This window comes from Vibrio spartinae (genome assembly GCF_024347135.1).
GTDB classification, from domain to species: Bacteria; Pseudomonadota; Gammaproteobacteria; order Enterobacterales; family Vibrionaceae; genus Vibrio; species Vibrio spartinae.
This window is the reverse complement of sequence record NZ_AP024907.1, coordinates 1,936,275-1,947,792: the sequence shown is the minus strand read 5'-3', so window position 1 is coordinate 1,947,792 and position 11,518 is coordinate 1,936,275. Positions and strand designations below refer to the sequence as shown.

General features: G+C 43.6%; 12 protein-coding genes. 6 read left to right on the top strand and 6 right to left on the bottom strand.

Going from position 1 to position 11,518, the window contains the following annotated elements:
• The first annotated feature begins 52 nt into the window (after window positions 1-52).
• The 3 genes from OCU60_RS08605 (at window position 53) to ttcA (ending at window position 2,724) form a co-directional block, all read left to right on the top strand.
• A complete protein-coding gene (locus OCU60_RS08605; RefSeq protein WP_074372478.1) occupies window positions 53-844 on the top strand; it encodes a hypothetical protein in 792 nt (263 codons plus the stop codon).
• Window positions 837-1,658, top strand: a complete 822-nt coding sequence (locus tag OCU60_RS08600; protein ID WP_074372477.1) for a glucosaminidase domain-containing protein — start codon at window positions 837-839, stop codon at window positions 1,656-1,658. The genes OCU60_RS08605 and OCU60_RS08600 overlap by 8 nt, the downstream gene beginning before the upstream one ends.
• Window positions 1,659-1,830: 172 nt before the next feature.
• Window positions 1,831-2,724 carry a tRNA 2-thiocytidine(32) synthetase TtcA gene (gene ttcA / locus OCU60_RS08595; protein WP_074372476.1) on the top strand — a complete coding sequence of 298 codons (894 nt, stop codon included), beginning with the start codon at window positions 1,831-1,833 and terminating at the stop codon, window positions 2,722-2,724.
• Window positions 2,725-2,853: 129 nt separating this feature from the next.
• Here the strand turns inward: ttcA and uspE are convergent, their stop codons facing one another.
• A complete protein-coding gene (uspE, locus tag OCU60_RS08590; protein WP_074372475.1) occupies window positions 2,854-3,801 on the bottom strand; it encodes a universal stress protein UspE in 948 nt (315 codons plus the stop codon).
• Between the two features lie 134 nt (window positions 3,802-3,935).
• Window positions 3,936-4,685 carry an FNR family transcription factor gene (locus OCU60_RS08585; RefSeq protein WP_021020298.1) on the bottom strand — a complete coding sequence of 250 codons (750 nt, stop codon included), beginning with the start codon at window positions 4,683-4,685 and terminating at the stop codon, window positions 3,936-3,938.
• A gap of 321 nt (window positions 4,686-5,006) precedes the next feature.
• On the opposite strand from OCU60_RS08585, the gene OCU60_RS08580 reads away from it, so the two are divergent.
• From OCU60_RS08580 to OCU60_RS08570, 3 genes are all read left to right on the top strand, one after another.
• A complete protein-coding gene (locus OCU60_RS08580; protein ID WP_074372474.1) occupies window positions 5,007-5,366 on the top strand; it encodes a hypothetical protein in 360 nt (119 codons plus the stop codon).
• 148 nt (window positions 5,367-5,514) lie between these two features.
• A complete protein-coding gene (locus OCU60_RS08575; protein WP_370738671.1) occupies window positions 5,515-6,639 on the top strand; it encodes an FIST signal transduction protein in 1,125 nt (374 codons plus the stop codon).
• Window positions 6,639-8,372 carry an ATP-binding protein gene (locus tag OCU60_RS08570; protein WP_074372472.1) on the top strand — a complete coding sequence of 578 codons (1,734 nt, stop codon included), beginning with the start codon at window positions 6,639-6,641 and terminating at the stop codon, window positions 8,370-8,372. The genes OCU60_RS08575 and OCU60_RS08570 overlap by 1 nt, the downstream gene beginning before the upstream one ends.
• Window positions 8,373-8,576: 204 nt before the next feature.
• On the opposite strand, the gene OCU60_RS08565 is transcribed toward OCU60_RS08570, so the two are convergent.
• The 4 genes from OCU60_RS08565 to OCU60_RS08550 form a co-directional block, all read right to left on the bottom strand.
• On the bottom strand, window positions 8,577-9,305 hold the full coding sequence (locus OCU60_RS08565; protein WP_074372471.1) for a DUF1295 domain-containing protein: 729 nt from the start codon (window positions 9,303-9,305) through the stop codon (window positions 8,577-8,579).
• Window positions 9,306-9,395: 90 nt separating this feature from the next.
• Window positions 9,396-10,445 carry a hypothetical protein gene (locus tag OCU60_RS08560; protein WP_083602607.1) on the bottom strand — a complete coding sequence of 350 codons (1,050 nt, stop codon included), beginning with the start codon at window positions 10,443-10,445 and terminating at the stop codon, window positions 9,396-9,398.
• Window positions 10,439-11,176, bottom strand: a complete 738-nt coding sequence (locus OCU60_RS08555) for a 4'-phosphopantetheinyl transferase family protein (RefSeq protein WP_074372470.1) — start codon at window positions 11,174-11,176, stop codon at window positions 10,439-10,441. The genes OCU60_RS08560 and OCU60_RS08555 overlap by 7 nt, the downstream gene beginning before the upstream one ends.
• Window positions 11,160-11,474 carry a RedY gene (locus OCU60_RS08550; RefSeq protein WP_074372469.1) on the bottom strand — a complete coding sequence of 105 codons (315 nt, stop codon included), beginning with the start codon at window positions 11,472-11,474 and terminating at the stop codon, window positions 11,160-11,162. The genes OCU60_RS08555 and OCU60_RS08550 overlap by 17 nt, the downstream gene beginning before the upstream one ends.
• Window positions 11,475-11,518: the final 44 nt, after the last annotated feature.

The following is an 11,518-nucleotide window of genomic DNA, read 5'->3' as shown; positions in this document are numbered from 1 at the left end:
CCCCCTTCGTTATGAACATGGTGGTCTGAGTTACAGCCATCCAAGAGGTAGCATGAGTCAGAAATTTGAAAAAGAGTTTAATTTAGGGGGAAGCTTAGAAAAAGCTTTGACTGGCGATTATCAACTGAAAGTTGGCGAGATTCTCAGGGAAGGTGTGTCTTGCACGGTCAAGCACTTCTGGTCTTTTACTCCGGCTATATTTATTTTGCTCGCAGTACAACTCATTATTTTCTATGTTGTTCTGAAACTTCAGCTACCAGACTTGGACAGTATTCTGGCGAGTGTCCAGAATCCGGAGCAAATCGATCCCCGTTTAGTGCAAGCCTTTTTTATTGCTGTATTTAGTTTCGAAGTGGTTAGTGCACCAATTTATGCCGGAGCCAGTCTCATGGCGATGAGTCATGCTGCGGGTCTAAAAACTCAGACTCGGCATATTACCAAAGGGCTACAATTCACAGTCTCTGTGACTCTGGCAACATTAATTATGCTCATCACTCAATCCGTCCTCGGGCAAGTTTTTTGGATTCTTTCGATGTATGCCTCCGTTGCATTTAGTCATACAATTTTATTAATTTGTGAGAAGCGCTTACCTGTCTTTAAAGCATTATTACTCTCACTCAAAGCAACCAATAAAAAAATTCTGCCTCTTACCAGTATCTACTTTATTTTGATGATGCTGACCGGATTTGCGATTCTTTTTTACGGTATCGGTTTTATTTTTGTCTTACCGTTCTTCTTACATGTCAAAGGAATTTTATATCGAAATATGTTTGGTATCCGGCTGACAATTGTTTCCACATCAGACTCAGACAATGATCCGCAAAGTAAGGTTTTCAATGCGTAAACTGATTTATTTCTTTTTTTCCGTCGTTGTACTGGTTCTCGTCAGCTGTACTTATTATCAGTTGCATATTGAAGAAAGTCGTTCGACGGTTGAAGACAAACAACCGCAAGGTATACCTGTCGCAACTGCGCCAAAATTCAAGGCGTTTAAAAATGTAGAACAGAAAAAACATGCTTTCTTTCATTATCTGAAACCGGGTATCGAATATGAAAATCACAGAACCCAGAAAGAGAGAGATTTTTTGCTAGACACTAAAGAGAACATCGAATCAGGCGCATTGTCTCAGGCTGAAATTGAGCAACTGGCTGAACTCAGCTCTCTTTATTCGGTTAAAATTCCTGTAGAAGGCCCCGACTTAAAATGGCTGGATAAAATGCTGCATAAAGTCGATGTTCTGCCGGAAGCGTTGGTGTTGATCCAGGCTGCCAATGAATCAGCTTGGGGAACCTCCCGTTTTGCCAGAGAAGCCAATAATTATTTTGGTCAATGGTGTTATCAAAAAGGCTGTGGCTTGGTCCCACTCGCCAGAGGTGAAGGGATGGTACATGAGGTCGCAAAGTTTAAGTCCGTACAACAATCAATTCATCGCTATTTTATTAATGTTAACCGTAACTTAGCTTACCGAAAGTTACGTGAAATTCGTTATCGGCTTCGCGCGGAAGGTCAGGATCTGTTATCGATGAAGAGTGCCATGCAATTAACAAACGGATTAACCAAATATTCAGAGCGAGGCATGGCTTACGTCAAATCGCTTCAAACCATGATTCGCCATAACCGGAAATATTTGCAAGACGATTCAGTGACTACAGAATAACGTCGGTTTGACCGAGCCGGAATTGCCGACTCGGTTTCATTGCCGGCGCGACAGAGAGATTTAGCCATTTACATATATTTCAACCCACGCAAAAAATCCGTATAATCCACGCCCTACAGAGAACCTAGCCGTAAATCTACAGTCGGAATAATCGACAGTGTGAGAAGTCGTCATGAATCAAAAAGATACCAGAAAAGAAACCCTTGAGTTCAACAAACTCCAGAAGCGTCTGCGCAGAAATGTTGGCAATGCCATCATCGATTACAGCATGATTGAAGAAAATGATGTAGTGATGGCTTGTATCAGTGGCGGAAAAGATTCATTTGCGATGTTAGATATTCTGTTGAATCTGCAAAAAGCAGCACCCGTTCAATTCGATGTGGTTGCTGTGAATCTCGATCAAAAACAACCCGGTTTTCCCGAGCATGTGTTGCCTCAGTATTTTGAGAGTCTGAATATTCCTTATTATATTGTGGATAAAGATACCTATTCAGTCGTCAAAGAAAAAATACCGGAAGGGAAGACGACATGTGGGCTGTGCTCCCGGCTTCGTCGCGGGACGTTATATTCATTTGCTGAAAAAATTGGGGCCACAAAGATCGCGCTTGGGCACCATCTGGATGACATTGTTGAAACCTTGTTCCTGAATATGTTTCACGGCTCGCGGATGAAAGCAATGCCGCCGAAACTTCGCTCTGATGATGGTCGTAACGTTGTCATCCGGCCATTAACCTATTGCCGGGAAAAAGATCTGATTCAGTATGCTGAACATAAAGCGTTCCCGATTATTCCTTGTAATTTGTGCGGCTCTCAGGAAAATTTACAGCGACAGGCGATTAAAGCGATGTTGATGGAATGGGACAAGAAAACCCCCGGACGTGTCGAGAGTATTTTCAAATCACTGCAGAATGTGAGTCCAAGCCAATTGGCAGACAAATCATTGTTTGATTTCATTGATCTGCCACTGGCGCGCGACGGTGACAGGGGCGAATACGCTTATAGTGAAGCCATTGTATCCTCAACCAATATCGATGAATCCATGTTTATTGATGTGACAAACGTTTAGGCTGAAGATTTGTCACCAAGCCAGACAAGTGGTACGGGCCCAATGATCTCAACCACAAATAAAAACCTTGCGCCATTGACGCAAGGTTTTTTGTTTATATATTCGTTTACATTGTTTTAGATATCTAATCTACTCACTCTGATTCGGATCAAGCGGACTAATATATCCTTCCGGTTTAATTGCCAAGACATCACAGTCAATTTTATCAATGACATGTTCAGCGGTGTTGCCGATAAAAATCGAAGATAATCCTGTTCTGCCTGTCGTACCAATAATCACCATGGCTACATTCAGTTGCTTCGCTTGTTTCGGAATAATATCTTCAGGTAAACCTTCTTCGACAATGGCTTGTTCATCGTCAATCCCAAAAGATTGGCGCAGATCTTTCATTGATGTCAGGCAGTGGGAGCGGACTGCATCCCGATAGGCTGTGATATCAAACTCAGGTAGCTCAAGTGTGATATTACTCGGTGTGATCGGATATGAACTGACCAAATACGGTGTTGCATCGAGATTATCAGCAATACTCAGTAATTGTTCGGTGAGTTTAACATTTAATGAATGATGGACCTCATTTTCAGAACCGACATGTACAGAAGCCATCACATTGGATTGTTTCTGCCACTCAGCATTTTTGACCAGTAACACTGGGACAGGGCATTTACGCATCAGGTGCCAGTCGGTTGGTGTAAAGATCACTGATTCGAGAAAGTCATGTTTGCGTGTTGCTTTGATTAAAATATCGTATTGCCCGGAAAACACTTCAGCAATAATTGCCTCATAGGGGCGATGGTACCAAACGACTTTGACCGAAAAATCGACCGAGTCGTCGAGGTAAGGTTTCGCGACATTCTTGAGCCAACTCTCCCGCTGATGAATGACGCCACGACGCATCGCTTCTCGTTCGTCAGCAGAGAGCATGGATGTCATATCATAAGAAAAATCATAGATAGAGAGGAACAACGTGATGCGACTGATTTCTTTACTTTTTTGGGCCAGCAGCATTGCTCGCGCAAGTGCCGATTGTTCATCATGGTTAACATCTGCAATCACAAGAATATTATTGTAAATACTCATTATATCTCCCTCATATCATGGGGTTTCAATACAACTTTAGCTTAAAAGGAGGCAGAAGATGAGAAAAATTGTCGGGGAGTTTGTAGAATTTTGATACAGCTCATTCATTGAATGAACTGTATTATCATGATGGTTTAACTATCCGCTGAGACGCCAGCCAATTCCATGAGAGAATCGTGATCTAATATCGTGATATATTTGCCTTTTACACTCAAAATCTCCGATTTTTGGAATCGGCCTAATAAACGACTGATTGTTTCGACGGTCAGGCCTAAATAGTTGCCGATATCACCCCGAGTCATCGTGAGGCGAAATTCTCGTGGACTAAAACCACGTTGCGCAAAACGAGTGGACAAGTTGAAGAGGAATGCAGCTAAACGTTCTTCCGCATTTTTCTTGGATAACAACAGAATCATTTCCTGATCGCCTTTAATCTCGTTACTCATCAGGCGCATAATTTGCTGGCGTAGCTTGGGCATTTTCCCTGATAGATCGTCTAAGATTTCGTAAGGAATCTCACAAACCATTGAGGTTTCTAATGCCTGAGCAAAACTGGGGTGACTGTCTCCGGTAATTGCATCGAAGCCAACTAAATCACCTGCCAGATGAAAAGCAGTAATCTGTTCATCACCTTGTTCAGTAATCGTATAACTTTTGATGGTTCCGGACCGAATTGCATACAATGAGCGAAGCTCATCACCGGCTTTGAATAGTTCCTGTCCTTTTTGGATAGGCTTTTTTCGCTCAATAATTTGATCGAGCTGATCTAACTCAGACTCATTCAAAGTAAAAGGAATGCAAAGTTGGCTAATACTGCAATCCTGGCAGTGAATTGCACACCCTCCAGATTGAATCCGTTTCGTACCTGGCTTATCTGAAATCATAATAACCTTTCACTATCTTGATATACATCAATATTTTACCATTCCTTAATCATAAAGAATAGTCAAAAAAAGAGTACAGGAATCAGGCGATTATATAGAATTATTGTAAAATTGACAGATAAACTTTACCTGAATGATGCCTGTATTCTTATCTTATATTCTTGCTCACAGTGATGAGCGTATGGCTTTATTGTAGCACGCTACATGTGGCATACAAATCATTCGGATCGAATTTCCTCCATCCGGACTTCAATGGTAGACTAAGTGTTTTTCAACAGTCTTTGCAGACTGTTCATCTGAAATGAGAATATTGAAGTCGCTATGCCAGCAGAAAAACTCACCAAACAGAGATTGATCCATATCATCGTGATTTTAACCATTTTAATTGCTGCATTTTTCTGGCGAACTTATCGCTATTCGGAGCCTGAGCAATTGTCTTGTAACTATCCGTGTCAAGTTACTATTGATGGTCAATCCACTTTCATTACAACCGGTAAAGAGGCGGGCACCATTTCAATGTTTCCGGCTCAAAAAAGTTGGTCGATTGTAGAACGCTCACCACAGATTGAGAAAAATGACGACGGCCAGATAAAGCTGACCTTGAAGCTTGAGAATCGCGTCCAGTTTACCTTAGTTACCGGTATGCATAAAAAATATATTATCTATATAAAAAACAGATAGAAACGCTACCGAGTCGATTGTATCTCATATAATTATTGTTAAAATGCCCAACAAGTGAAAAATCATCAACGGTGGCAAGATGCGGTTTTTAACTCAAGTTTCTCAGGTTATCGATCCGGTTGCGGCTGTCTCTTCACTGGTTTCTGCGTTGGACCGTGCTCACTTGCGTGGTGTGTTTTTTTACTATACTGAAGAGTATGCACCAGAAATATTATGGACAGAATTGACACGTCAGCTACCGAATGTCCCGATAGTGGGGTGTTCGTCATATCAAGGCATTATGACAGAAAAGGGCTATTTCAACGGGCCGACGATTGCCTTGATGGCCATTCAGCATGGCGCCTGTGCGTTCGGAACAGGATTTGCTGAGTTTGCCAATCACGCCACAATTAACGACGCCGTTCAAGAGGCGATTCAGCAGGCATTACAGCACGCACAACGTTGTGGCGAAGTTCCCGATCTAGTTGTTTTACATACGATTCCCGGATATGAAGAAGAAATTATCGCTGCAATAGACACTGTTTTTGGTATGCCAGTGCCGATGATTGGCGGTAGTGCGGCGGATAATCTTATTCAGCAGCGATGGTCGGTGATGACCGATAAAGGCTGGTCCGGCAATGCAATTGCCATTCAACTATGTTTTCCTCTCAGCACCGTGGCAACCGGTTTCTGTGCCGGTTATTCTCCGACTGAGTGTATCGGAACCATCACCAAATCTCATGGCCGCCTGCTTGAAGAAATTGATCATGAACCTGCCATTGATGTTTATAAGGCTTGGATCAGTGATCATTCTAATCGGCTGATTTCTGATGAATATGTCTACCAACACATTACGAGTTTTCCACTCGGACGAGTTGCCGGACAAATCTATGAACAACCTTATTATAAGCTGACCCATCCAAGACGAATCACAGAGCGGGGTGGGCTGGAATTGTTTGCTGATGTTCAAGTTGGTGAAGAGATTACACTGATGACCGGTTCCCGAGAACAATTGGTGAATCGAGCAGCCAGAGTCTTGAAAGAAGCCGGAGCGAAGAATCATACCCACTCGGAGATCCTCGGGGCTATCTCGATTTTTTGTGCCGGTGCGATGGCTCGATTGGGCAATGACATTCAGAGTGTACAAAAACAGATGTGTGAGCAGTTAAACGACAAACCCTTTATTTGTCCATTTACTTACGGTGAGCAAGGGCAATTTGTCGGTGGTGAAAATGCGCATGGTAACTTGATGATTTCATCTGCCATTTTATATGAGCCGGAGTCTTTTTCGTGATGAAGAATCTTGAGCATATAGAAGAGCTGAATGAAACCTTACTCGAATTGAGGCGATGTCGGGAGCGGGAAATCAGTCTGGCTGAAGAAAACCGAACCATTCTGACGACGTTATCGGCCTTAAGTAATTCAGAAGACAAATATCACATATTTGATGAACTCCAAAAAGTGCTGGGACAATACATCGATTTCAGCGACTTCATTGTTATTTCCAAACAGAAATCAGAACTGACATTTACCACGTTTCTGACAACCAATCGCGTATTTAAAAACAGACACTGGCGCTACGGTAATAAATTTCAACGAGCACTCGATGGTGAATGTATTTTACTGTTCCAGCCCGATTCCCTTGCTGAGTTTAGCTTTCTAAGTGAACCGCTCAGGCAAAGTATCGGGGTCGCACTGATGATTGGCATTCGGGCACAAGCCAGCGACTCGGTTTTATTATTACTCGGATCTGAAAATGGTCAATTCAACACCGATACCAAGTCAACGTTCCTCCGTTTTCGGCCACTGATCGAACGTGCAATCAGTGAAATTGAGCATAAAGAAGCGCTACAAAATATCGTTGATCAGCGAACCAAAGAGTTACAAGAAGCCCGCCAGATTGCCGAACAAGCCAATGAAACTAAATCTCAGTTTCTTGCCATGATGAGTCATGAACTGAGAACACCGCTGAACGCGGTAATTGGTATCATTGATATCTTGCAGCAAGGCTCAGATGACTATCAGCGTGATCTATTAACTCGCATGGGATATTCTGCAGAATTACTACACGTGATCATCGGTGATATTTTGGATGTCAGTCAGATTGAATCCGGACACTTTAAATTACATCGCCAGTGGACCAATTTAAATGCGCGCCTGCTTGGCTCTCTGGAACATTATCAAAATAATGCTGAACAAAAAAATCTGGCATTTCACATTTCAGGTCAGGTTTCAGACCAATATGAATACTTTGTTGATCCGGTCCGGCTCATGCAGATTATTTTTAATTTGGTTGGTAATGCAGTCAAGTTCACCGATGAAGGTGAAGTCAAAGTTGAACTCAATACCGCAGATGATCAATTGACAATTCTTGTTGCTGATACCGGTATTGGGATGAAACCGGAGAAACTGCATCATTTATTCACACCGTTTATTCAGGCTGACAGTACCAAAACGAGAAACTATGGGGGAACCGGACTGGGTTTAGCGATCACCAAGCACCTTGTTGATCTCATGGGGGGACAGATTCACGTTGAAAGCCGATTAGCAAAAGGGACAACTTTTCATGTCAACTTACCGCTGTGTCTGAAAAAACCTTATCAGGTTTCTCAACCCGAATTACCACCGAGTGCTTCTTCTTCGCACAAGGCAACTCCCCAGAAAAATGTATTGGTGGTTGAAGATACGAAAACCAACCAGATGGTGATTCAAATTCTGTTGGAACAAATGGGTTACAGCGTCACTATTGCTGAAAACGGACAAGAGTTTCTGGATGTTATTGCAGAGAACACCGATTTTGACCTGATTCTGATGGATATTTCTATGCCGGTGATGGATGGGATTGAAGCGACAAAAAGATTACGTCATCACAATATCCTCACCCCGGTTGTAGCCTTAACAGCCCACTCAACACCGGAAGATCGGGACAAATGTCTGCTGGCGGGAATGGATGACTTTATCGTTAAACCGTTCAGAAAGCATCATATCCAAGCAATCGTCAATAAGTATCTGCATGAAAACCGCTAGGTTTCTGGAGATGTCTGGTTATCTTCATCTCATCACATTGCCTCCGATTGTACTAACGAAAGCTAAAAGAGTATCCAAAAGGATTCACTCATCAGAACCTTACCACTGTTTTTGCCGCTTCAATCAAATCGGTCATTGATTTGCTTTGCCGAAAAAAAATACCCCGCCCAAAATCGGACGGGGTGTTTTTTCTGTGGCATCACATTACACGACAAACGGAATAAAACATTTCACTTTGCGTTTATAATTTTCCCATTGCTCGCCATAGCGTTCACCAGACATTTTTTCACTTTTCGGAATCGCATCACCATAATATTGCCCGATATTCGTGAGTGGGGCAATGAGCCCGATCCAATGATTAGCGAGCAGACCGAAACTGACAAAAATCAGGAAATCACCAAAGTAATTGGGATGGCGGGATGTGCCCCAAAAACCAGTGTTTAACAGCCGGCCGCGATTGTTCGGGTTCTGTTTGAAACGGCGTTTTTGATAATCGCTGCCGAAGTGGTAAATAGTGCCAATAATATAGACAACAATAGCCAGCCATTGCATGGCGCCGAATGGTCCTTGCTGATCTGCCGCCCAGTAAAACGGTAAGCAGTAGAGCCAACCGAAAATATTGACCATCATCACCGCCAATATGGGTTGTTGTTGCTCGGGGATGACGCCACCGAGTTTCGCGGCAGCAGTATTCACATACCAACGTGTTAATACAATGTTCATCCGCAGCAAATAAATGCCGACAAATACAATCATTAATGCTTTATGTCCAAAATCACCCGTTCCCCAATAACAATAGGCGAGGGCAACAGGGGCCATACTATTAAATCCCCAGATAAACATAGGACGGGTATCTTGTGCTTTTTGAGTGGCACGATAAGACAGTCCGGATAAAACCAACATAATGACAATTAACGTGATCCAAATTTCCATAATAACTCCTTCTTGCGAGGACAATTTATATTTTCCCTCTTGTCGCTGAGGGCTTAATCGATCGTTAAAAAATTAATCGAACGTTAAAAATTAATCGATCGTTAAAATACTGTCTAAATGACGTCGTGGCGAAACATCGGCTGCAATTTTGACCTGCCCAAACCGGGCAAAAAATATTGGCAGATGGGTCATTCCCAACGTATTTGCCAGCGTTGCTTTGGGTAAATCGTGTTGAACGAGCACACTGAGCGGGTGAATCCCCCAACCCCATTGCTCAAGTAACAGCCACACTCGAGCCAGCTTCATACCCGTGATAAACAAATTGTGCGGATTGGGATCGGGAAGGCTCAAAGCCAGATATTGCGGTCCTTGTCCGGTCAGTTTCGAGAACTCGTGAGCCATAAACTGGGGTAACCGCAAGAAGCGCGTGAATAGGTTTAGTTTCGGATGAAAAGCAACCCGGAATAACCACTCTACATAAGCAGGGATCTTGCCAAATAGATGATGAAGGTAGAACCCATCCTCAACTGGTTTATTTTTATCAAAACGAATAAAACTATAGGTTTCCTGCCAAGCCGCTTTGTCGGCAAAATCCAGTGCTGCATATTGATACACTAAATCAGCAACCTGTTTACAACTTGTTTGATCTTGCCATATGTTTAATCGGACTGGGGAATCCGCGAACATTTCCTGAAGCCGAAATTGTTGTAATGCGGAGAGCTTTGTCGTTTCGTAGGGCATGCGGTTGGTATGACGATGGTGGATCTGCTTTGCCAGATCATGATACGCATCTGGATTTGCAGCTTGCTTCTCTCCCGGACAGAAGCAGATGAGACCATCTTGCTTTTGAGGCAGTGTCGGTGTGGTATGAGACTCATCAAACCATGTCCATTGCAGCGGGGTGCCGGCATTGCGCATTAATGTCTCAATATGCTGAAAGAAAATCCCACAGCTCATCAACATTTCGTTTTCTAATGACGGCAGACCTTTCAAAGCCCGATGCCGATCAATGGCCAGATAGCCAGTGCGAGATAAGGGTGAATAGTGAACGGCCCAAGGTTGGCAATTATGAGAAGAGGGGGCTGAACGAGCAATTTCAATCGCACCGGCCAAGTTTTGTTCAAACGATGTCGTCAACATAATGATGTGCTCCTGGCGGATGAAACGGTCAATGGTACAGCGGTAGATAATGTTTCCAATACTGGGGGCTCACTTTCAGGGCAATAACAGATCGCACAAACCCAATATAAGCCATAAACCAGCCAGAACATGCGTTCACTCAGGTTTGCGGCAGGATCCGATACCCGCTGCTGCTGCCAGTCGATGTCGATGGTTCGTAATAAATGTGGCAGCCCGACACCATGACTCTTTAAAAAGGCTTCTCGTACCGCCCAAGTCGCACAAAGTAACGTCATGGACTGTGTACATTCTTCGGTTGTGAAAGCCCATTGCCGGGCTGAGGTGCCAAAAGGTCGGTAGCACTGGAGATCAACCCCCAATGACGGTTGCGATGCGGTGGCAATCGCATACCAAATACCACTGTGACTGACTGACACACCGCGAACACCGAAGTCCGGATGAAAGCCGAATGGCTGACCTTGCTGAGTATATATGATATTAAATTCAAAGCACTTAGTTTTCTGTGCAACTGAGCTTTCAGCCAGATGGCTTAACGACGCATCAGTGGTCTGCCATACCTGATTCAGCCATCGTTTGGTTTGCCAACGCGCCTGCTGCCTGACCTGCGAGAGCCTGTCAGCGACCGTTGTATGTTCATCGAAACACGCTTGTGCAATCATCAAGCGAGGCACATCAGTGCCCGCTGAATACTGACTGGTCATGCGTGTATAGTCTTTACTGTTGGTAACCATTACCGATTCTTTCTCCGGAAATTTCTTCAATGACGTCGGCCATTTGCTCGAAACGTGCCACCAGACTTTGGAATACCGGGGTTTGCATATCACGGTCGAATGCTTCCAGATCGCTGACACGAATGATCTCAATCAAGTGGAATTGCGCATCAGCGGACTGGGTGACATCAATCACCTCAAATGCCAGAACAGAATCAAGCTGCTGACAAGCCAGATAGTCAGTATGAACAACCCAGTCGCGAAACTCGTGGTACAGGGCGATATCTTTGAGGCGAATTTTATGCACAATTGTTTTCATCTTTTTTGTCCTTTTTCATCTATGGTTTTCAATATCCGTTATCC

Coding starts and splice junctions, on each gene's coding strand:
- OCU60_RS08605 (WP_074372478.1), top strand. CDS start 53: ATGAGTCAGAAATTTGAAAAAGAGTTTAATTTAGGGGGAAGCTTAGAA.
- OCU60_RS08600 (WP_074372477.1), top strand. CDS start 837: ATGCGTAAACTGATTTATTTCTTTTTTTCCGTCGTTGTACTGGTTCTC.
- ttcA (WP_074372476.1), top strand. CDS start 1,831: ATGAATCAAAAAGATACCAGAAAAGAAACCCTTGAGTTCAACAAACTC.
- uspE (WP_074372475.1), bottom strand. CDS start 3,801: ATGAGTATTTACAATAATATTCTTGTGATTGCAGATGTTAACCATGAT.
- OCU60_RS08585 (WP_021020298.1), bottom strand. CDS start 4,685: ATGATTTCAGATAAGCCAGGTACGAAACGGATTCAATCTGGAGGGTGT.
- OCU60_RS08580 (WP_074372474.1), top strand. CDS start 5,007: ATGCCAGCAGAAAAACTCACCAAACAGAGATTGATCCATATCATCGTG.
- OCU60_RS08570 (WP_074372472.1), top strand. CDS start 6,639: ATGAAGAATCTTGAGCATATAGAAGAGCTGAATGAAACCTTACTCGAA.
- OCU60_RS08565 (WP_074372471.1), bottom strand. CDS start 9,305: ATGGAAATTTGGATCACGTTAATTGTCATTATGTTGGTTTTATCCGGA.
- OCU60_RS08560 (WP_083602607.1), bottom strand. CDS start 10,445: ATGTTGACGACATCGTTTGAACAAAACTTGGCCGGTGCGATTGAAATT.
- OCU60_RS08555 (WP_074372470.1), bottom strand. CDS start 11,176: ATGGTTACCAACAGTAAAGACTATACACGCATGACCAGTCAGTATTCA.
- OCU60_RS08550 (WP_074372469.1), bottom strand. CDS start 11,474: ATGAAAACAATTGTGCATAAAATTCGCCTCAAAGATATCGCCCTGTAC.